Below are 20,292 nucleotides of genomic sequence, written 5' to 3'. Positions count from 1 at the left end.
CACCGTGAGCTCCTACCTGTCCGAGAGCGAGCTGAAGCAGTTCGTGGACTCCCTGCCGACCCGCCGCCTCGCCGCGGAGGCCCTCATCCGCGACCCCGGGGGCCGCGTGCTGCTCGTGGAGCCCAACTACAAGTCGGACTGGACCGTGCCCGGAGGCACCGTCGAGGCGGGGGAGGACCCCCGCACCGGGTGCTTCCGCGAGGTCGTCGAAGAGGTCGGCCTGCACCTGCCCGAGGGCCGGCTGCTCGTCGTCCACCACGGCGTGGCCATGGGCCTGTGGGGGGACTCGGTCTCCTTCGTCTACGACGGCGGCGTCATCGACGCCGACACGCCCATCACGATCCAGGAGGAGGAGCTGCTCAGCCACCGCTGGACGGACCCCGCGGAGCTGGACCGGTACCTGCGGCCCGCGCTGGCCCGGCGCCTGCGGGCGGGTCTGGCAGCCCTCGAGGACGGGACCACGGCCGAGCTCGTCGACGGGCCCCGCTGAGCGGACGGGCGCCCCGGGAACGGTCCCCGGCCCCCTGGGCCGTCCACCGCGACGGCGTAGCATGGACGCCATGACCTCACTCCCCGCCGACGACATCGCATCCCCCACCTCCGCGTGGGACCTGGTCCCCGCCACGGTGCTGTGCGCGACGGAGGCCACCGCGTCCGACGGCTCCGGGCTGCGCCCCACCTGCGAGGGGATGCGCAGGATCATCGCCCACCACCGCCTGATCAGCGCCTACGCCGAGGGCCCCCGGGCCACGCAGCTGATGTTCCTCGCCGACGCCGAGGGCCGGCTGGCCCAGGCCGCCGAGGACGGCTCCGTGGAGCCCGGGTGCACCCTCGACGAGCTCTCCGCGACCCTCGCGCGGATGACCGGCCAGCAGCTCCGGCCCGAGCACCCCGGGCTGCGCCGCGTGCTGCTCGTGCGCCTGGACGCCCCCGAGCTGCCCGTGCTGGCGGCCCTGTCCGGCACCGGGTTCACCGCCGTGTCCCGGCACGGCTGGTCCGTGGTGGTCTTCGACGCCGAGGTCGACTTCTGGGCCGTGCGCACCGGTCTCGCCGAGACCGCCGTGGCGCTGTCCTCGGACGGGGCCACCCGCTCCTTCGAGGTCCTGCTCGCCGGGGAGGACCCCGCGTCCGTCACCGAGCTCGAGGCGGCCGACGCCGTGTGCGCCCTCGAGTGGGGCCCCGAGTGGCTCCCCGCGGGCGGGGTGTCCGTCGAGGCCGAGGAGACCCCGGCCGCCCGGTTCGAGCGCGACCTCGTCCGGCTGTGCTCCGGGGGCACCTCGGACCTGCAGCTCGAGTCCGTGGCCTCCGTCTTCGACCTCGACCCGGCCGAGACCAACCGGCTGCGCAACTACGTGCAGGGGGAGTCCACCGACCTGGTCCTGGAGTCCGTCCTGCAGCTGCTGGGCCTGCCCGTGCTCGCCGCCAAGGTCGTGGAGGGCCGCCGGGAGCTCGCGGGGACCGACGGCGCCGAGCACTACGAGCCCACGGGCGTGGGCTCGGCCCTGCTGCGGGGGATGACCATCGAGCCCACCGGTGACGGGCTCTTCGCGCGGTACCAGCGGGCCCTCGTCCGCCGGCCGGAGCTCCTGCTGGCCGTCGCGGGCACCGAGACCGCCCTCGGGGTGGGACTCGCCGGGGCGGCCCGGCGCGGCGGGGCGGGGGCGCGCGTGCTCGGCACCCTCTCCGCGGCGCTGCTCGCGGACGCCGCCGCGGAGGGCGCCTACTACGCCGCCCTGCGCGGCGCGCGCCGCCGGCGGAACGAGGAGCAGCCCCCGGCAGCCGGACCCACCGCCCAGCTCCCGGAGGAGCCCTCCGCCCCGGACTCGCGGGCGCGGCTGCGCCGCTTCTTCGGGCTGCACCGCGGCTGAGCGCCTCCTCGGGATCCCCCGCGGGGCGGAGTCCCGCGGGGGATCCCGCGGGCTACCGTGGGTGGCGTGCGCACGCTCCCCACCACGGACCCGGACATCCGGCAGGACACGGCCCCGGAGGCCGCCCGGCGCGCTCCGCTCGCGGCGCGCGTCACGGCCTGGTTGAACGACCCCGGGGACCCCGACTGGTCCCGCCCCGCGCCCACGGCGGCCCAGCGGCGCAACGACGTGCTGGCCGCCCTGGGGTTCCTGCTGGTCGCGCTCCTGGCGTCCGTGCTGGTGCACAGCTACGCGGGGCTCGCGGAGGGGGACGACCCCTGGCGCTTCTACCTCAGCACCGTGCTCATCGTGGTGCCCCTCGCCCTGCGCCGGCGCTTCCCGCTGCCGGTCGTGGTCGCGTCCTCCGCGCTGTTCCTGGGACTGACCTACGCGAGCCCCACGGCGGCCATGACGCTGCCCTTCCAGGGCGCCTACTTCGCCGCGCTCTACGCGGCCGTCGCCTGGTCGCGCGACCGGCAGGCCCTGTGGGTCGCGATGTCGGTGGTCGTGGGGACCATGGGCCTGTGGCTGCTGGGGGCCTTCACCGTCACCAACGCCTACGCGGACTTCCTGACCGGTCTGGGCGAGGTCGACGGCCCGCTGCCCCAGCTGCCGTCCTACGCGGTGTTCACCCTGCTCGTGAACGCCGTGTACTTCGGCGGGGCGGTGCTGGCCGGGCGCGCGTCGTGGCGGGCCGCGCTGCAGCAGCACCGCCTCGCGGCCCAGGCGCAGCGGATCCGGGAGCAGTCCGAGGAGATCGCCCGCCGCGCCGTCGTCGACGAGCGGCTGCGCATCGCCCGGGAGCTGCACGACGTCGTCGCCCACCACGTGTCCGTGATCGGCATCCAGGCCGGGGCCGCGCGCAAGGTCCTGGACCGTGACCCGGCCGCCGCCACCACCGCCCTGCGGACCATCGAGGCGTCCAGCCGGACCGCGGTGGGGGAGCTGCGCCAGCTGCTCGGCGTGCTGCGCGCCGACGGCGAGGAGGGCGCCCCGGGCCCCGGCGGGGGCACCTCCGCCGCGGCGCGACGGCCCGACCCCGGCCTCGCCGACATCGCCGCCCTCGCCCGGCAGCACGCCGACAACGGGCTCGCGGTGGACGTCCGCACGGTCGAGGAGGTCCCCGGTGACCTGGACAGGATCCCCCCGGCGCTCGGCCTGTCGGCCTTCCGGTGCGCCCAGGAGTCCCTGTCCAACGTGATCCGCCACTCCACGGCCACCGCGGCGTCCATCACCCTGCGCACCGGACACGGCCCGGAGGGGTCGTGGTTCGAGCTCGAGGTGCTCGACGACGGCTCGCCCCGCCGCGGCACCGCCGGCACCGGTTTCGGCCTCCAGGGGCTGCGCGAGCGCGTCCGCCTGCACGGCGGGGAGGCGGAGATCGGGCCGCGCTCGGGCCGGCCCGGCTGGCGGGTCCGGACCCGCTGCCCCCTGCCACCCGGCGGCACGGGTGGAGGCGCCCCGGACGCCGCCGTCCACGCCGCGCACGGGAGTCTGCGAGGATCGGGGGCATGATCCGCGTCCTGCTCGCCGACGACCACGCCCTCGTGCGTTCCGGCTTCGCCATGGTCCTGTCCGTGGAGGACGACATCGAGGTCGTCGCCCAGGCCTCCGACGGCGCGGAGGCCGTCGCCGCCGCCCGCGACGGCGCCGTGGACGTCGCCCTGCTCGACGTGCAGATGCCCGTCATGGACGGGATCGAGGCCACCCGCCGGATCGTCGGGACGGGGTGCGCCAGGGTCGTGATCGTCACCACGTTCGACCGCGAGGACTACCTCTTCGACGCGCTCGCCGCCGGGGCCAGCGGGTTCCTGCTCAAGAACGCCGACCCCGACGACCTCGTGGAGGCGGTGCGCGCCGTCGCGGAGGGCCACGCGCTGCTCGCCCCCGAGGCCACGCTGCGCGTCATCCGGGCCCTGACCACGGACGCCCCGGCCCCCGCCCCGGAGGCCGCTCCCGCGCCGGCCGGCCCCTCGCCGGCGGACCCGGGGCAGCGGCGGATCCTCGACTCCCTCACCGAGCGGGAGCACGAGGTGCTGCTGTTGGTCTCGGACGGGCTCTCCAACGCGGAGATCGCCCAGCGGCTGTTCCTCGGACCGGCCACCGTCAAGACCCACGTGTCCAACATCCTCGCGAAGACGGGCTCCCGGGACCGGGTCCAGGCCGTCGTCTTCGCCCACCGGGCGGGCCTGGTCGGCTGAACCGGCTCCGCCCCGCGGCGGAGACCACCGGCCGGAACGCGTCGGCCGGGGCGTCCGCCCTCCGCCCGGATGGGGATTCCCCGGCGCCCCGGCGTTCGTAGGCTGGACGGCGAGCCGCCCGGCACCCACCGGGCGGACGCGCCGGCCGAGAGGACCCCGGGCCCATGAGCACCAGCACCACGCCAGCGGCGACCACCACCCGCTTCCGGAGCCGCCCCGAGGGGCACGTCCTGGAGGCGCGTGGCCTGAGCCGGTCCTTCGGGGGCCGGACCGTGGTCGAGGACGTCTCCTTCCGGGTGGAGCCCGGCCGGATGACCGGCTTCGTGGGCGCGAACGGCGCGGGCAAGACCACGACCATGCGGATGCTGATGGGCGTGCTGCGCGTCTCCTCCGGGGAGGTGCTGTGGGACGGACGGCCGGCCACCGCCGCGGACCGCGCCGGCTTCGGGTACATGCCCGAGGAACGGGGGCTCTACCCCAAGCAGCCGGTGCTCGACCAGCTCGGCTACCTCGGCCGGCTCCACGGCATGGACCGCCGCGACGCCCTCGCGGAGGCCGGGCGGCTGCTGGAGCGCTTCGGCCTGGCCGGCCGCGGGAAGGACAAGCTGGAGTCCCTCTCCCTCGGCAACCAGCAGCGCGTGCAGGTCGCCGCCGCGCTCCTGCACGGGCCCACCGCCCTGGTGCTGGACGAGCCGTTTTCCGGCCTGGACCCCGTGGCGGTGGACTCCATGGTCGAGCTGCTGCGCGGGCACACGGCCCAGGGGGTCCCCGTGCTCTTCTCGAGCCACCAGCTCGACCTCGTCGACCGGCTCTGCGACTCCCTGGTCGTCCTCTCGGGCGGCCGGGTCCTGGCCGCCGGCGCGGCCGACGACCTGCGCCGCACCGGCCCCCGCCGGCACCGGCTGCGCTGCGAGCAGGACGCCGGGTGGGTTCGGGACCTGCGGGGCGTGCGGGTCGTCGACGTCGACGGGCCCGCCGCGGTGCTCGAGCTCGACGACGCCGCCGCCCGCCGCCGCGTCCTCGAGGCCGCCGTGCCCCGCGGGCTGCTGGAGTTCGCCGAGATCGTGCCCTCCCTGGCCGACGTCTACCGGGAGGTCACCCGATGACCTCACGCCCGGCCACCGCCCGTCCGTGGTGGATCGTCACGGCCCGCGAGATCTCCGTGAAGCTGCACGACCGCTCCTTCCTGCTCTCCACGGTGGTCACGGTGCTCCTCGTGGCCGGCTCGATCGCCGCCTCCGCCCTGTTCGGCGGCCGCGGCGCCGACCACGTCCTGGCCGCCGCGGCGCCCGACGCCGCGCCCGTCGCGGCACGGGCCGGGCAGGCGCTGGTCGAGAGCGGCGACGACACCCTCACCGTGCACTCCGTGCCCTCCCCGGACGCGGCCCGCCGGGAGGTGGCCGACGATGCCGCCGACGCCGCGCTGCTGCAGGGCCTCGACGGGTGGACGGTGGTCGGCAAGGACGACGTCGACCCCGCGCTCGCCCGGGCGCTCGAGCAGGCGGTGGCCGAGGAGACCCTCGCGGCCAACGCCCGGGCGGCCGGGACGACCGCCGAGGAGCTGACCGCAGGCGGCGAGGTGCGCACCGAGCTGCTCTCCGGCGCGCAGGATCGCGGCCCCGCGCGGATCGTCATGGGCTTCGTCTTCGCCTTCCTGTTCTACCTGGCCGCGATCCTCTTCGGCCTGGCCATCGCCCACTCGGTGCTCGAGGAGAAGCAGAACCGGGTCGTGGAGATCCTGGCCACTGCCGTCCCGGTCCGGCAGCTGCTCTACGGCAAGGTGCTCGGCAACTCCCTGCTCGCGTTCGCGCAGATCGGGCTCTACGCCGCGGTCGGCCTCGTCGGCGTCAACGTCACGGGGGCCGCCGCGGACGTCGGCTGGATCCTCGCCGCCTCCGGCTGGTTCGTGGCCTTCTTCGTGGCGGGCTTTGCCGCGCAGGCCTCCGTCTGGGCGGTCCTCGGCTCCCTGGCCTCCCGCTCCGAGGACCTCCAGACGAGCACGGGACCGATCCTGACCGTGCTCGTCGGCGCCCTCGTCGTGGGCCTCTACGCCGAGGACGCGTGGCTCACGGCCGCGTCCTTCGTGCCGGTCGTCTCCTCGGTGGCCATGCCCGTCCGGATGCTGGACGGGGGCGTCGCGTGGTGGCAGCCCGTGCTGTCCCTCGCGGTCGCCCTCGCCGCGGCCTGGTTCCTCCTGCGCCTCGGGGAGCGGATCTACCGGCGCGCCGTGTTCCAGGGCGGACGCTCCCTCACGTGGCGGGAGGCTGCCCGCCTCGAGCAGTGAGCGTCCCGCGTGCCGCCGGACTTGACGGCGTCTGGCATACTGGACGGGTACTCGATGCGTGCGGTCCCTCTCGCCGCACGTTTCTCGTGTCCACAGAACCCCTGTGACCGGCCCGCCCCACGGGAGCGAGACCAGGGCGTTCACCTCATCCAAGAACCAGGAGAGTCCACACCAGTGGCTGTTAAGATCCGTCTCAAGCGCATGGGCAAGATGCGCGATCCCCGTTACCGCGTCGTCGTCGTCGACTCCCGCAAGAAGCGCGACGGCCGCGTCATCGAGGAGATCGGCAAGTACCACCCGACCGAGCACCCCTCCTACATCGAGGTCGTCTCGGACCGGGCCCAGTACTGGCTCGGCGTCGGCGCCCAGCCGTCCGAGGCCGTCGCCGCCATCCTGAAGGTGACCGGCGACCTGCAGCGGTTCAAGGGCGAGGAGGGCGCCGAGGGCACCCTCCGCCGGCCCGAGCCCAAGGGCGAGTTCGTCGCCCCCGACAAGGGCTCCGTGATCGTCCCCGAGGCGATCACCCCGAAGGGCGAGAAGGCCGCAGAGTCCGCCGCCCCCGGTGCCGAGTCCGACGACGCCCCCGTGGCTGACGCCGAGAAGGCCGAGTAGTCATGCTCGCCGACGCGTTGGAGCACCTGGTCCGCGGGATCGTGGACAGCCCCGATGACGTCGACGTCCGTGTCAAGAGCGGGCGCCGGTCGGAGACCCTCGAGGTCCGGGTGCACCCGGACGACCTCGGGCGGGTCATCGGCCGTCAGGGCCGCACGGCCAAGGCGCTGCGCACCGTCGTGGGCGCGCTCGCCGAGGACGGCCCGGTCCGGATCGACGTCGTCGACACCGACCGCACCCGCTGAGGCGCGCACCGGGCGTCCCGGTGACCGGCTCCGCCGCCCGCACGGTCCCCGCATCCGCACCGGATGCGGGGACCGTCGGCTTTCCGGCCCGGACACCCGCCCACTCCCACTGCAACCGCACCCCCTTCCCGCGGCCGACCGGCCGCCGACCCCCAGGAGCACCATGAAGGTCCAGGTCGCCCGCGTCGGCAAGCCCCACGGCATCCGGGGGGAGGTCACCGTGCAGCTGTTCACCGACGCCCCGGAGGAGCGATTCGCCCCCGGCACCCGGCTGCTGCTCGAGCCGTCCGTCCCTCTCGCCCCCGAGGGGGTGGTCACCGTGCGCAGGGCGCGCTGGAACAAGGCCGTGCTCGTCGTGGCCCTCGAGGAGGTCCCGGACCGCAACGGGGCCGAGACCCTGCGCGGCGCCCGCCTCTTCGCCGAGGCGCTGGACGAGGATCCCGGGACCGACGAGTGGTACGAGCACGAACTGGTCGGTCTGGAGGTGCGCACCGGCCCCGGCGACGGCTCGGGGCCGCGGATCGGCGTGGTCACCGGGCTGCGCACCCTGCCGGTCCAGGACCTGCTCGAGATCGAGTTCGACGAGGGCCGGCGCGAGGCCGTGCTCCCCTTCGTCGACGAGATCGTGCCGGTCGTCGACCCCGAGGGCGGCTTCGTCGTGGTGACCCCGCCGCCGGGTCTGCTCGAGCTCGGCCTCGACGGCGGACAGCTCGACGGCGGAGAGCGCGAGAACGGGGCGCCCGGCTCCGGGGCGCCGGAGGGCGGGCGCTGATGCGCATCGACGTCGTCAGCATCTTCCCCGAGTACCTCTCGGCCCTGGACCTCTCGCTCATCGGCAAGGCCAGGCAGCAGGGGCTCCTCGAGCTGACCGTGACGGACCTGCGCGAGTTCACGACCGACCGGCACCGCACCGTGGACGACACCCCCTACGGCGGCGGCGCCGGCATGGTCATGAAACCGGAGCCGTGGGCCGCGGCGCTCGGCGCCGTCCTCGACCGCGGCCCCACGCCCGCCGCCGACCCAGGGGGCGCGGGGGAGCGGCCGGTGCTGGTCGTGCCCTCCCCGGCCGGCGAGGTCTTCACCCAGGCCACCGCCCGCGAGCTGGCCCTGCGGGAGCACCTCGTCTTCGCGTGCGGGCGCTACGAGGGCATCGACGAGCGCGTCGTCGACTGGTCCCGTGAGCACTTCGAGGTCCGTCCCACGAGCCTCGGCGACTACGTCCTCAACGGCGGGGAGGTCGCCGTGCTGGCCATGGTCGAGGCCATCGGGCGGCTCGTGCCCGGCGTGGTCGGCAACCCCGAGTCCCTCGTGGAGGAGTCCCACGCGGACGGCCTGCTGGAGTACCCCGTCTACACCAAGCCCGCGCTGTGGCGTGACCGGCCGGTCCCGGAGGTCCTGCTCTCGGGCCACCACGGCCGGATCGCGCGGTGGCGGCGGGACCGCCAGCTGCAGCGCACCGCCGCCCGCCGCCCCGATCTCGTCGCGTCCCTGGACCCCGCCGTCCTGGACCGCGCGGACCGCGCCGTCCTCGCCGAGGCGGGCTGGGTCGTCGCGGGCGCACGGGTCGTGCGCGCCGGGGACGACGCCGCCGGGGAACCTGTGGCATAATGTTCAGCTGTGTGTCTGCTGGGCACGCCCCTGCCGCAGGGGGATGAGCGACCAACAGCCGGACACCCGGGAACCCCGCTCGGGGCTCCCGCCACCACGTCTTGCGGATCCCGCACCCGGGCCGGGCACCGGCCCGCCGCCATGGATCCGTGCCGACCCACGTGAGCGGCCTGCGGCGTTCACCAGGAGAGTCACCATGAACATTCTCGACCAGCTCGACGCCAAGTCCATGCGCAGCGACGTCCCCGACTTCCGTCCGGGCGACACCCTCAACGTGCACGTCAACATCGTCGAGGGCAGCCGCTCCCGTGTGCAGGTCTTCAAGGGCTTCGTCCTCGGCCGCCAGGGCGCCGGCGTGCACGAGACCTTCACCGTCCGCAAGGTCTCCTTCGGCGTGGGCGTGGAGCGCACCTTCCCGGTGCACTCCCCGGTCATCGACAAGATCGAGGTCGTCACCCGCGGCGACGTCCGCCGCGCGAAGCTCTACTACATGCGCGACCGCCACGGCAAGGCCGCCCGCATCCGCGAGAAGCGGGACAACACCACGGCCAAGTCCACGAAGTCGGGCAAGTCCGTCAAGTCCGCCAAGTAGGACGGCCCACGACCCGGTGTCCACCGGAACCCGTGCACGGGACCCCCGCTCCACCGGGTCCCACGCCGTTCGGCGAGAACGCCAGCCCCGTGCTCGGGGCTGGCGTTCCGTCGTCCTCGCCCTCCTGACGGCCGTGCTGGTCACCGGTCTGCTGCGCGCCTTCGTGGTGGACGTCTACTGGATCGGCTCGGACTCGATGCAGCCGACGGTCGAGCCGGGGGACCGCTTGCTCGTGGGCAAGCTCGTCGACGGGAACGGCCTCGAACGGGGGGACCTGGTGGTCTTCGACGGGCGGGGCAGCTTCGCCCCTCTGCGCAGCGACGCCCCCTGGCCCGCGCAGGTCCTGCAGACCCTCGGGCGGTGGAGCGGTGTCACCGGCTCGGACAGCGTGTACCTCAAGCGCGTCATCGGAGCCCCCGGGGACACCGTCGCCTGCTGCGGTCCCTCCGGGCGCCTCGAGGTCGACGGCGAGGAGATCACCGAGGACTACGTCCTGGACGGCGACCCCCCCAGCGACGTCGAGTTCATCGTGGTGGTCCCCGAGGGCCGGCTCTGGCTGATGGGCGACCACCGTTCGGTCTCCGTGGACTCTCGCGATCTGCTCGGCGCGCCAGGTGGCGGACTCGTCCGAGCGGATAAGGTCATCGGAGAACCCCTTGCTGTTCTGTGGCCCTGGGACCGGGCCGGGCAGCTCTGACGCGATCCGCACGGATCCGGATCCGGACGCCCACCGGCGTCCGCCCAGGAAGGACGAGAGCAGTGGCCGACAGGACCCAGCCCGCCGGCGACGGCGTGCCCCAGGAGAACGACGGCGTCCCCGGCGACGCCCCCGTTCCCGTCCCAGCAGCGCCCACCGCCGACGCGGAGCGCTCCGCCGCGCCTCTCGACGGACCCGAGGGCGGTCAGGACCCGGCGTCCCCGCGCCGCGGCAGCCGCCGCGCGGCGGGCGGACGCTCCCGCAAGCAGCGCCCGGACACGATCTGGGGCTCGGCCCGGGAGATCCTCCTCGTGCTGGTCTGGGCCGTGCTCATCGCCTTCGTCGTGAAGACCCTGCTCGTGCGGGGCTTCTACATCCCGTCCGGCTCCATGGAGAACACCCTCCAGCTCAACGACCGCATCTTCGTCAACGTGGTCGAGCCGACGTTCGGCCCCCTCGAGCGCGGGGACATCGTCGTGTTCGAGGACGCCAAGGGCTGGCTGCCCCCGCAGCCCGACAGCGGCGGCGGGCCCACCGACGCCGTCTACGACGCACTGGCCTTCGTCGGCGTGCTGCCCGACCGCACGGACCAGCACCTCATCAAGCGCGTCATCGGGGTCGGGGGCGACACCGTGACCTGCTGCGACGCCTCGGGACGGATCACGGTCAACGGGGAGGCCCTCGAGGAGCGGGACGCCTACCTGTTCCCCGGGTCCGCCCCCTCGGAGCTCGAGTTCGAGGTCGAGGTCCCGGAGAACCACTACTTCGTGCTGGGCGACCACCGGGACGCGTCCGCCGACGCCCGCGTCCACCTGGCCGAGATCGCGGAGAACGGCACGTTCATCAGCCACGACGACGTCGTGGGCACCGCGTTCGTCATCGCCTGGCCGCTCGACCGGTTCCAGCTCCTGCAGAACCCGGGCGAGGTCTTCGCGGATGTCCCCGACCGGTCCGCCGGTGGTTCCTGAGCCCCGGCCGGCCCGGCGGACGGCGCCGCCCCGGGGCAGGGCTCCGGGGCTCGGCGCCGAGCGTTCCCTGCAGGAGGCGGGTGCGCGCCTCGTGGGCGGGATGGACGAGGTGGGCCGCGGGGCCCTCGCCGGGCCGGTGACCGCCGGACTGGTCGTCCTGCGTCCCGGCACCCGGCGCGGCGTTCCCGGGCTGCGGGACAGCAAACTGCTCACCCCCGCCCGGCGCGAGGCGCTCGTCCCGCGCATCCTCGAGTGGTGCGCCTCCGGTGGCGTCGGCCACGCCTCGCCCCAGGAGATCGACGGACTCGGGCTGACGGCCGCCCTGCGCCTCGCCGGACGCCGGGCGATCGCGGCCGCGGCGCAACGGGGAGCACCTCCCGACGTCGTGCTCCTGGACGGCGGCCACGACTGGCTCTCGGAGCCCGGAGCGGGCACGCTCTTCGGCGACCCCGTTCCCGCGGGGGGCGAGCACGAGGCGCACGAGTGGGTCGGCACGGTCGTGACCCGCGTCAGGGCGGACATGACGTGTGCGTCCGTCGCGGCCGCCAGCGTGCTCGCGAAGGTCGAGCGGGACCGGATCATGGGAGAGCTCTCGGCCGGGTGGCCGCAGTACGGTTGGGACAGCAACAAGGGCTACGGCGCCGTCCGGCACCGCCGCGCCCTCGAGGAGCACGGGACCACGCCGCACCACCGGCTGAGCTGGCGCCTGACGCAGGCGCCGACCGCGGCCGGGCCGCGCACGATCGGAGACGGGACGACATGAGCGCCGAAGAACTCGAGAACTTCGAGACGGACCTCGAGCTGCAGCTGTACCGGGAGTACCGGGACGTCGCCGGGCTGTTCCAGTTCGTGGTGGAGACGGACCGGCGCTTCTACCTGGCCAACTCGGTCCGGATCGAGCCGGTCGAGACGAAGAACGGGCTCTACTTCGACGTGGAGCTCAAGGACGCGTGGGTGTGGGACGTCTACCGCTCCGCCCGTTTCGTGAAGCACGTGCACGTGATGAGCTTCAAGGACGTCAACGTGGAGGAGCTCGCCCACGCGGACCCCTTCGCGGCGCCGGGGCCGGCGGGACCCGTGCCGGAGGGGCCCGCCGAGCCCTGATCCGCCCTGCACACGGCGCCCCGCCCGCCGCGGCCTCCGGTCGGCGCGGCACACGATGGGGCTCCGGCCCCGGCTCCTGCCGGGGCGGCCGCCGAGCAGGGAGGTGTCCCGTGGCCGAGGGGCTGGGCGCGCGCGGCGAGCAGCTGGCGGCCGCGCACCTCGAGGCGCTGGGATACCGCGTGCTGGCGCGCAACTGGCGCGCACGTCCCTCCCGGGACGGACTGCGGGGAGAGGCCGACCTCGTCGCGGAGCACGACGGATGGGTGGTCGTCGTCGAGGTGAAGACCCGTTCGAGCCTGCGTTACGGGCATCCGCTGGAATCCATTACGCGGCAGAAGATCGTCCGTCTGCACCGCCTGGCGGCCGCCTGGGCACGGGCCCACGACCGCGACCCCCGGGTGATCAGGGTCGATGCCGTTGCAATTACTTTCGCACACACCGGGGTGCCGGAGATCGAGGTCCTGCGGCAGATCCAATGAGACGCGGCGCGCCGCGGCCTGCGTGACATGCCCCGTGGGACGTGCCAATGTTGAACCGTCGATGACCGGGAGAACGACGGAGGTGTGCTGTGGTCGCTGCGGGACCGCTCGCCGCTCCACGACGCGCCGCGGCTCTCGCCGCAGCCGTCGCCCTGACCGCCACGGGGTGCGGCGTGCTGAAGGCCTCGGAGCCCGAGGCGATCGCCCAGCCCGGCACCGTGACCACCGCGCCCAGCGGTCTCAGCCCGGGCCCCTACGCCCTCACCACCGAGGAGGGCGCGGTCATCACCTTCGACCTGCCCACCGTGCCGGCCCCGGACGACGAGGTCGAGCAGCTGCGGCAGGACCTGCACGTGGAACCGGTGACCTACGTCGAGATGCACATCGACAACACCGAGGGCACCCGCACCGTGCAGATCGACGACCTCAAGGTGATCAGCCACGAGGGCGGCCAGTTCCCGTTCGAGCCCGCCGTCCAGGTCCTGTCGGACTGGGACCCGAACCGCTCCGGGGAGGGCGGCTTCTGGAGAGCCGACGGTTCCCCGCTGGACCCGGAGGAAGGCGCCCGGCTCGACGCCCGCACGCACGAGCTGATCAACCAGTACACCGGTTCCGTCCCCGCCGGCACCACGGGCCGCGAGCTCATGATCGGCGACTTCGAGAGCCTGCCGCGGACCTTCGACGACGTGGAGCTGTCCCCGTACCCGAACGACCGCGCCCTGGATCCCGCCCCCGTGGGGCACGGTCCGGCACAGCGCCAGTTCCGGGCCGGAGCGCCGAGCCCGGCACCCCGGGAGCGGATCGAGGCGGAGCGGGCCCCGGCCCCGGCGGCCCCGGAACCCGCCCGGCCCGCCGCGCAGCCCCCGCGGGCGCCGGCCGCGCCGGCCACGGCCGAACCCGCACCGGTCCCCGACGCCGAGCCCGTGTACGTGCCGGACTGCTCGGACCCGGCCCAGCCGGCCGGTCCCGCACAGCAGACCGCCTGGACCGCGGCCTGCGCCCCGGTGGCCGAGCCGCCGGCCGTTCCGGCACCGGCGCCCAGTCCGCCCACCCCGCCCATCCCGCCCATCGTGGAGCCGGCGCCTCCCATGCCCCCGGCCACCCAGCCGCCCGTGGACACGATCCCTCCCGCCCAGAACGACGACACCGGTGAGGACGCCACCCCGGGCGCGACCGAGGGCGGCGGCACCACGGTCGGCGGGTCGCCGACCCGCAATCCCTCCTCCAGGCGCCCGAACTGGCCTCCGGCCCCCGAGCCCTCGCCTACGCCTTCGCCTTCGGTTTCGACCGCGACTCCGTCGACCGCCCCGTCGGCCCCGGCCACTGCCACGCCGGAACCCTCGCTCCCCAGCGGGACCGAGCAGGCCTGATCCGGCGCTCTTCTCCACGACCCGGCGCGCAGGGCCGCCGTCCGGCGCCGGGTCGCCCAGCATGGGGACCAGGAGGTCCCCATGCACCGTCGCCGTGACGTTCCGTCCACCGCCCCAGCTCCCCGCCCACCGGATCCGCTCGTGCCCACCACGGGGGTGCGGTGATGGGCTTCGCGCGCACGTGGGCGGTGGCCCTGGTCGGTCTGGACGGGTCGATGGTGGAGGTCGAGGCGGACATCGGCCAGACCCTCCCGGCGTTCTGCATCGTGGGCCTGCCGGACGCCGCGCTCAACGAGGCGAGGGAACGGCTCCGGGCGGCGGCGCGCAACAGCGGGATGCCCCTGAGCCCGCGCAAGCTCACCGTCAACCTGACGCCGGCGACCCTGCCCAAGCGCGGATCCCTGTTCGATCTCGCCATCGTCCTGAGCGCCCTGCAGGCCGCCGGTGACGTGCCCGCGACCGGACCGACGGTCTTCCTGGCGGAACTGGGCCTGGACGGTGCGCTGCGGCCGGTGCGCGGCATCCTGCCGGCGGTCATGGCGGCGGTGCGCGCCGGGCATGACCGGATCGTCGTCTCGGCCGCCAACGCCGCGGAGGCGGCGCTGGTCCCCGGCGCACGGGTGGAGGGGTTCGCCTGCCTCGCCGAGGTGCTCGCCGCCGCGGGGGCCGATCCCGCGCGGCTGCGCCGCCCGGCACCCGTGGGTTCCGTGCCGGGCAGGGACGTCCGGGGCGGAGCCGTGCCGGACGGGGTCGTGCCGGATCCCGCGCCCCACGCCGCGTCCCACGCCGCGCCGGACCTCGCCGACGTCGCCGGGCAGGCCGACGGCCGCCTGGCCCTGGAGATCGCCGCCGCGGGAGGGCACCACCTGCTCATGGTCGGCCCGCCCGGCTCCGGCAAGACGATGCTCGCCGAGCGGCTCCCCGGCCTGCTGCCGGACCTCGAGGACGACGCCGCGATGGAGGTCACGGCCATCCACTCCCTCAACGCGGCCGCAGGACGGTGCACCGCCCTGATCCGGCGCCCCCCGTTCGAGGCGCCGCACCACACGGCTTCCACGGCCGCCCTGTTCGGGGGCGGGGCCGGGATCCCGCGGCCCGGCGCCGCCTCACGGGCGCATCGCGGCGTCCTGTTCCTCGACGAAGCCCCCGAGTTCGACCGCGGGGTGATCGACGCGCTGCGCCAGCCCCTCGAGAACGGCCGGGTCAGGATCGACCGGTCCGCGGCCTCGGCGGTCTTTCCGGCCCGCTTCCAGCTGGTGCTCGCGGCGAACCCCTGTCCGTGCGGCCAGTCCGGGGGACGCGGCGCCGACTGCACGTGCACCCCGCGGATGCGCCGCGGCTACTTCGGAAAGCTGAGCGGTCCGCTGCTGGACCGGGTGGACCTGCAGATCGCCGTCCCGAAGGTGTCCTACGGGGAGCTGGCCGCCGGGGCGGGGCAGGGGGAGGCCACGGCGGAGATCGCCGTGCGCGTCGCCCGGGCGCGGGCGGCCCAGGCCGAACGCCTTCGCGCCCTGGGCCTGCGCACCAACGCCGAGCTCGGGGGCAGCCTCCTGCACGGCGCCCTGCGCCCACCGCGCGAGGTCACCGCGCCGCTGGAGCGGGCCATGGACCGCGGCTCCCTGACCGCCCGCGGTCATCAGCGGGTGCTCCGGGTCGCCTGGACGCTGGCCGACCTCGAGGGCCGCGGCGTCCCGGTCCTCGACGACGTCGACACCGCGCTGTACTTCCGCTCCCTCGTGCCGGCCTGACCACCGCCCCGCCCTCGACCGGAGGACCCCGCCATGCGCTGCGCCCCGCCCGCACCACGCCCCGGCCACGACCCACTGCTCCTGGCCCGGGCCGGACTGTCCCGGCTCGTGGAGCCCACGGACCCCACCGCGATGCTGCTGCTGGCGGCGCTCGGACCGGCCGCCGCGCTCGAGATCGCCACCGGGGCGCGTCCCATCGGGGCCGCGGAGCACCCCGTGTTCGTCCGGGCCGCCGCCGAGACCGGATACGGTCCCCGACAGGTCGACCTCCGGCGCGCCCTGGCCCGCTGGACCCCCCGGGCGGAGGACCTCGACCCCGCCGAGGACCTGGCGGCGGCAGCCCGGGCGGGAGCGTGGTTCGCGATCCCCGAGGACCCCGACTGGCCCGGTGCGCTCGCCGATCTGGGCCTCTTCCAGCCGGTGGGCCTGTGGGGCCGCGGCGACCGCCGGCTCCTCGGGTTCCCCGCCGCCCGCTCCGTCGCCGTCGTCGGCTCCCGCGACTGCTCGACCTACGGCCGTCAGGTGGCCCTGCACCTGTCCGGCGCTCTGGCCGCCCGCGGCTGGACGGTGGTCTCCGGCGGTGCCCACGGCATCGACGAGGCCGCCCACTCGGCCGCGCTGGCCACCGGCACCGCGCACCCGGCCACGGTGTCGGTCATGGCGTGCGGGATCGACCGCCTCTATCCGCCCGGCAACCAGGAGCTGCTCCGCGCGGTCGAGGCCGCGGGTCTGCTGCTGGCCGAGGTCGCCCCCGGGTGCACGCCCAGCCGCTACCGCTTCCTCCAGCGCAACCGGATCATCGCCGCCCTCTCGGCCGGCACGGTGGTGGTCGAGGCCCGGTGGCGGTCGGGCGCGCAGAACACCGCCCACCACGCGGACGGGCTCAGCCGCCCGGTGGGCGCGGTGCCCGGCAGCGTCCACGCCGGCACCTCCGCCGGCTGCCACCGGCTCGTGCGGGAGGGCACCGCCGTGCTGGTCACGGACGTCGACGAGGTGCTCGAGCTCATCCAGCCCCTGGGGGCGGCGCCGGCTCCCGAGCGCCCCGCCCCGGCGTCCGTCGTGGACGGCCTCTCGGACCGCGACCGCGTGCTCCTCGACGCCCTGCCCCTGACGGTGCGCAGCCGCCCGGACCACCTCTCCCGCGTCGCGGGGCTGTCCGCCCGCGAGGTGCTGGGCGGGCTGCGCCGGCTCGAGGAGCGGGGCCTGGCCGAGGGGGCGGGGGAGGGGTGGCGCCGCCGTCGCTAGACTCGCCCCATGACGAGCGACGCCGCCGCGCTGCCCACGGCCGTGGTCCGCGCCCTGGAGCGGTACACGGACCACCTGGTGCACGAGCTGGCCCGCAGTCCCCGCACCGTGGACGCCTACGCGGGCGACCTCCGCGCCCTCTTCACCTGGCTGCACGACCGGTACGGGGTCGCCGCGCCGGCAGCCGTGGAGCTGGACATGCTCCGGGCGTGGCTGGCCGCCCGGCACGCCGAGGGAGCGGGCCGCTCGTCCATGGCCCGCTGGACCGCGTCGGTCCGCGGGTTCTTCGGCTGGGCCGCCGCCACGGGCCTCGTGGGCCCCGATCCCAGCCTGCGGCTCGTCGCCCCGCGGCGCCGGCGCCACCTCCCGGACGTCGTGCCCGCCGACGGGCTGCGGGAGCTGCTCGACGACCTCGCCGCGCGGTCCACCGCGCCCGGGACCGGCGGGACGGACGCTGCGCTCGTCGCCCGGGACCGGGCCCTCCTCGAGCTCCTCTACGCCACCGGCGCCCGCGTGGGCGAGCTCACGGGCGCCGACGTCGACGACGTGGACCGCTCCCGGCGCGTGCTCAGGGTGGTCGGCAAGGGCGACAAGGAGCGCACGGTGCCCTTCGGCCGCCCCGCCGACGAGGCGCTGCAGCTCTGGCTGACCCGCAGGCCGGTCCTGGCCTCGGTGGGCAGCGGTCCGGCGCTGTTCCTCGGCTCCCGGGGCGGGCGGATCGACGCCCGGCAGGTCCGGCGGGTCGTCGAGCGTGAGCTCGGCGCCGTCCCCGACACCGCCGCGAGGGGTCCCCACGCCCTGCGGCACTCGGCGGCCACGCATCTCGTGGACGGCGGCGCCGACCTGCGCACGGTGCAGGAGCTGCTGGGCCACGCCTCCGTGGCGAGCACCCAGATCTACACGCACGTCTCCGTGGACCGCCTCGGGACGGTCTACCGTCAGGCCCATCCGCGGGCCTGACGGGCGCGGAGGCCGGGGACCCCGGGGGCAACATGGTGCCCCGGGTTGACGCCCGTGGAATGTTTGCAGTTGAATGAGTGGCGTATTGTACTCGACGTCCCGGACACGGCAACGAGCTCGGAACCGGACGGAACGACGGGTGCGGCACCGGGGTGACCGGACGCCGTGCGGGCCTCGAATCCCCGCGGTGGCACGGGAGCCCGGACAACAGCATCATCCGGGGGCGGCGCGCTCGCCGCACCCCACGGGTGGGACCGCTTCCGTGCAGGGCGTTGGGGAAGACGTACCTACACGACGGAGGAACAGGTCATGTCTTCACCCACCACGCGCGGAGTGCTCTACGTGCACTCGGCTCCACGAGCGCTGTGCCCGCACATCCAGTGGGCTCTGGAGTCGGTCGCGCGCCAGCGCACGGAGCTCGAGTGGACCCAGCAGAACGCCGAGCCCGGTTCCGTGCGCGCCGAGCTGGAGTGGTCCGGGCCGGCCGGCACCGGTGCCCTCCTCGCCTCGGCGCTGCGCACGATGGGCCGCCTCCGGTTCGAGGTGACCGAGAACCCGTGCCGTGGCCACGACGGGGCCCGCTGGTCCTTCACCCCCGACCTCGGGATCTTCCACGCGACCACCGACGCCGCCGGCAACATCATGGTCTCCGAGGACCGGATCCGCTACGCCTACGAGACGGCGGCCGGAAACCCGCTGCTCGTCATCAACGAGCTCTCGCTGGCCCTGGGAGAGGCCTGGGACGAGGAGCTCGAACCGTTCCGGCACGCCGCGGAGGGCGCCCCGGTGCGCTGGTTGCACCGCGTCGGCTGATCGGCCGCGGGCCCGCCCCGCCTCCGGGGGAACGGGGTCCGCGGCACGAGGAGGGCCGTCCCNGCGGGACGGCCCTCCTCGTGCCCCCGACGGCGCGGGTTCCACGGGCGTGCGCTCAGACGGTGCGGAACGCGGCGACCGCGTTGTGGCCCCCGAAGCCGAAGGAGTTGGACACGGCCACGAACTCGCCGGAGGGAAGGTCGCGGGCGTCCGTGACGACGTCGAGATCGATCTCCGGGTCCTGGTTCTCCAGGTTGATGGTGCACGGCGCGGTGCGGTGGTGGACGGCGAGCACGGTGAGGACGGCCTCCACGGCGCCCGAGCCGCCCAGGATGTGACCCGTCATCGACTTGGTCGCCGAGACGCACATGTCGTCCACGGCCGAGCCGAAGGCACGGCGCAGGGCGCCGGCCTCGGGGGCGTCGCCCTTGGGCGTCGAGGTCGCGTGGGCGTTGACGTGCCTGACGTCGCCGGGACCGAACTCCCCGGTCTCCATGGCCTCCTCGAGGGCACGGGCCGCTCCGCGGCCCTCCTCGTCGGGGGCGGTGATGTGGTAGGCGTCCGAGGTGAGCCCGGCGCCGGCGAGCTCGGCGTAGACGCGCGCGCCGCGGGCGCGGGCGTGCTCCTCCGACTCGAGCACCACGGCGCCGGCGCCCTCGCCCATCACGAACCCGTCACGGGCGGTGTCGTAGGGCCGGGAGGCACGCTCGGGCTCGTCGTTGCGCTTCGACAGCGCCTGCATCGAGGAGAACGCCGCGATGGTCACGGGGTGGATGGCGGACTCGGCGCCGCCGACCACCACGAGGTCGGCCTTGCCGGATCGGATCAGGTTCATGCCCTGGTAGAACGCCTCCGTGCCCGAGGCGCACGCCGAGACGGGGGTGATGGACGCGGCACGGGCCTTGAGGTCCATGCCGACGGCCGCCGCGTTGCCGTTGGGCATGAGCATCGGGACCGTGAGGGGCATGACGCGCCGGGCGCCGCGCTTCTGGAGGGTGTCGTAGGCGTCCAGCAGGGTCCAGACCCCGCCGATGCCGGTGCCGAAGGCCACGGCGAAGCGGTCCGGATCGACCTCGTCGGAGTTCTCGGCGGTGCTGCCGGAGAACCCGGCGTCGGCCCACGCCTCACGGGCGGCGATGACGGACAGCTGCCCGGAGGGGTCCAGACGCTTGGCCTCGACCCGGGTGAGCACCTCGCCGGCGGGGGTCGAGACGGGCGCGGCGATCCGCACGCCCAGATCGTAGGTGTCCACCCAGTCGTGCTCGATGGCTCTGACACCGGAGACGCCCGTGGTGGCGTTGCGCCACAGCTCGGGGACGGTACCACCGATCGGGGTGGTGGCACCGAGACCGGTGACGACTACTTTGCGGGTCATGACTGCACTTCCTCGTGTCCTGGGGTGAAGCGGCGGGCGGCCCGCCCGGTCGCGGGTCGGTGCGGCGCGGCGGATCCTGCGGTC

General features: G+C 75.1%; 22 protein-coding genes. 21 read left to right on the top strand and 1 reads right to left on the bottom strand.

Annotated features, from left to right (window positions below; all coding sequences use genetic code 11):
- The first annotated feature begins 4 nt into the window (after positions 1 to 4).
- The 21 genes from ACH9D2_RS06805 to ACH9D2_RS06705 all read left to right on the top strand — a co-directional run bounded on the left by ACH9D2_RS06805 (position 5) and on the right by ACH9D2_RS06705 (position 18,833).
- On the top strand, positions 5 to 490 hold the full coding sequence (locus ACH9D2_RS06805) for an NUDIX domain-containing protein (protein ID WP_396362085.1): 486 nt from the start codon (positions 5 to 7) through the stop codon (positions 488 to 490).
- A gap of 70 nt (positions 491 to 560) precedes the next feature.
- On the top strand, positions 561 to 1,868 hold the full coding sequence (locus tag ACH9D2_RS06800; protein ID WP_396362084.1) for a hypothetical protein: 1,308 nt from the start codon (positions 561 to 563) through the stop codon (positions 1,866 to 1,868).
- A 66-nt stretch (positions 1,869 to 1,934) separates the two neighbouring features.
- Positions 1,935 to 3,422: a sensor histidine kinase gene (locus ACH9D2_RS06795; RefSeq protein ID WP_396362083.1), complete on the top strand. Its 1,488-nt coding sequence runs from the start codon at positions 1,935 to 1,937 to the stop codon at positions 3,420 to 3,422.
- Positions 3,419 to 4,108 (top strand): response regulator, encoded by a 690-nt coding sequence (locus tag ACH9D2_RS06790; RefSeq protein ID WP_396362082.1) that lies wholly within the window; start codon positions 3,419 to 3,421, stop codon positions 4,106 to 4,108. Before ACH9D2_RS06795 ends, ACH9D2_RS06790 begins: the two co-directional genes overlap by 4 nt.
- A 164-nt stretch (positions 4,109 to 4,272) precedes the next feature.
- Positions 4,273 to 5,214, top strand: coding sequence for an ABC transporter ATP-binding protein (locus ACH9D2_RS06785; RefSeq protein ID WP_396362081.1), 942 nt, complete (start codon positions 4,273 to 4,275; stop codon positions 5,212 to 5,214).
- Positions 5,211 to 6,392, top strand: a complete 1,182-nt coding sequence (locus tag ACH9D2_RS06780; protein ID WP_396362080.1) for an ABC transporter permease — start codon at positions 5,211 to 5,213, stop codon at positions 6,390 to 6,392. Before ACH9D2_RS06785 ends, ACH9D2_RS06780 begins: the two co-directional genes overlap by 4 nt.
- Positions 6,393 to 6,566: 174 nt before the next feature.
- Positions 6,567 to 7,004 carry a 30S ribosomal protein S16 gene (gene rpsP, locus ACH9D2_RS06775; protein ID WP_396362079.1) on the top strand — a complete coding sequence of 146 codons (438 nt, stop codon included), beginning with the start codon at positions 6,567 to 6,569 and terminating at the stop codon, positions 7,002 to 7,004.
- Positions 7,005 to 7,006: 2 nt separating this feature from the next.
- Positions 7,007 to 7,249 (top strand): RNA-binding protein, encoded by a 243-nt coding sequence (locus ACH9D2_RS06770; RefSeq protein ID WP_017833757.1) that lies wholly within the window; start codon positions 7,007 to 7,009, stop codon positions 7,247 to 7,249.
- A 163-nt stretch (positions 7,250 to 7,412) separates the two neighbouring features.
- Positions 7,413 to 8,021, top strand: a complete 609-nt coding sequence (rimM, locus tag ACH9D2_RS06765) for a ribosome maturation factor RimM (protein ID WP_396362078.1) — start codon at positions 7,413 to 7,415, stop codon at positions 8,019 to 8,021.
- Positions 8,021 to 8,857: a tRNA (guanosine(37)-N1)-methyltransferase TrmD gene (gene trmD, locus ACH9D2_RS06760; protein WP_396362077.1), complete on the top strand. Its 837-nt coding sequence runs from the start codon at positions 8,021 to 8,023 to the stop codon at positions 8,855 to 8,857. Before rimM ends, trmD begins: the two co-directional genes overlap by 1 nt.
- 196 nt (positions 8,858 to 9,053) lie before the next feature.
- Positions 9,054 to 9,449, top strand: a complete 396-nt coding sequence (rplS, locus tag ACH9D2_RS06755) for a 50S ribosomal protein L19 (protein ID WP_396362076.1) — start codon at positions 9,054 to 9,056, stop codon at positions 9,447 to 9,449.
- A gap of 16 nt (positions 9,450 to 9,465) precedes the next feature.
- Positions 9,466 to 10,146 carry a signal peptidase I gene (gene lepB, locus ACH9D2_RS06750; protein WP_396362075.1) on the top strand — a complete coding sequence of 227 codons (681 nt, stop codon included), beginning with the start codon at positions 9,466 to 9,468 and terminating at the stop codon, positions 10,144 to 10,146.
- 62 nt (positions 10,147 to 10,208) lie between these two features.
- Positions 10,209 to 11,114 carry a signal peptidase I gene (gene lepB, locus ACH9D2_RS06745; protein WP_396362074.1) on the top strand — a complete coding sequence of 302 codons (906 nt, stop codon included), beginning with the start codon at positions 10,209 to 10,211 and terminating at the stop codon, positions 11,112 to 11,114.
- Positions 11,104 to 11,877, top strand: a complete 774-nt coding sequence (locus ACH9D2_RS06740) for a ribonuclease HII (protein WP_396362073.1) — start codon at positions 11,104 to 11,106, stop codon at positions 11,875 to 11,877. Before lepB (ACH9D2_RS06745) ends, ACH9D2_RS06740 begins: the two co-directional genes overlap by 11 nt.
- The gene (locus ACH9D2_RS06735) at positions 11,874 to 12,218 is read left to right on the top strand and encodes a DUF2469 domain-containing protein (RefSeq protein ID WP_396362072.1); all 345 of its coding nucleotides are present in this window, start codon (positions 11,874 to 11,876) and stop codon (positions 12,216 to 12,218) included. The genes ACH9D2_RS06740 and ACH9D2_RS06735 overlap by 4 nt, the downstream gene beginning before the upstream one ends.
- 110 nt (positions 12,219 to 12,328) lie before the next feature.
- Positions 12,329 to 12,697, top strand: a complete 369-nt coding sequence (locus ACH9D2_RS06730) for a YraN family protein (protein WP_396362071.1) — start codon at positions 12,329 to 12,331, stop codon at positions 12,695 to 12,697.
- An 89-nt stretch (positions 12,698 to 12,786) separates the two neighbouring features.
- Positions 12,787 to 14,067 carry a hypothetical protein gene (locus ACH9D2_RS06725; protein ID WP_396362070.1) on the top strand — a complete coding sequence of 427 codons (1,281 nt, stop codon included), beginning with the start codon at positions 12,787 to 12,789 and terminating at the stop codon, positions 14,065 to 14,067.
- Between the two features lie 164 nt (positions 14,068 to 14,231).
- Positions 14,232 to 15,815 (top strand): YifB family Mg chelatase-like AAA ATPase, encoded by a 1,584-nt coding sequence (locus ACH9D2_RS06720; RefSeq protein ID WP_396362069.1) that lies wholly within the window; start codon positions 14,232 to 14,234, stop codon positions 15,813 to 15,815.
- Positions 15,816 to 15,848: 33 nt separating this feature from the next.
- Complete coding sequence (gene dprA / locus ACH9D2_RS06715) at positions 15,849 to 17,060, top strand: DNA-processing protein DprA (RefSeq protein ID WP_396362068.1); 1,212 nt, start codon at positions 15,849 to 15,851, stop codon at positions 17,058 to 17,060.
- A gap of 9 nt (positions 17,061 to 17,069) precedes the next feature.
- Positions 17,070 to 18,020, top strand: coding sequence for a tyrosine recombinase XerC (locus ACH9D2_RS06710; RefSeq protein WP_396362067.1), 951 nt, complete (start codon positions 17,070 to 17,072; stop codon positions 18,018 to 18,020).
- A 309-nt stretch (positions 18,021 to 18,329) separates the two neighbouring features.
- Entirely contained in the window at positions 18,330 to 18,833 is a 504-nt protein-coding gene (locus ACH9D2_RS06705; RefSeq protein ID WP_344123215.1) for a DUF3145 domain-containing protein, read from the top strand.
- 115 nt (positions 18,834 to 18,948) lie between these two features.
- Here ACH9D2_RS06705 and ACH9D2_RS06700 read toward each other — a convergent pair whose 3' ends face one another.
- The gene (locus tag ACH9D2_RS06700) at positions 18,949 to 20,208 is read right to left on the bottom strand and encodes a beta-ketoacyl-[acyl-carrier-protein] synthase family protein (RefSeq protein ID WP_396362066.1); all 1,260 of its coding nucleotides are present in this window, start codon (positions 20,206 to 20,208) and stop codon (positions 18,949 to 18,951) included.
- Positions 20,209 to 20,292: the final 84 nt, after the last annotated feature.

This window comes from Kocuria rhizosphaericola (genome assembly GCF_044462205.1).
Classification (GTDB): Bacteria; Actinomycetota; Actinomycetes; order Actinomycetales; family Micrococcaceae; genus Kocuria; species Kocuria rhizosphaericola.
The sequence above is the reverse complement of the archived record's forward strand: the minus strand, read 5'-3'. Positions and strand labels throughout refer to the sequence as shown.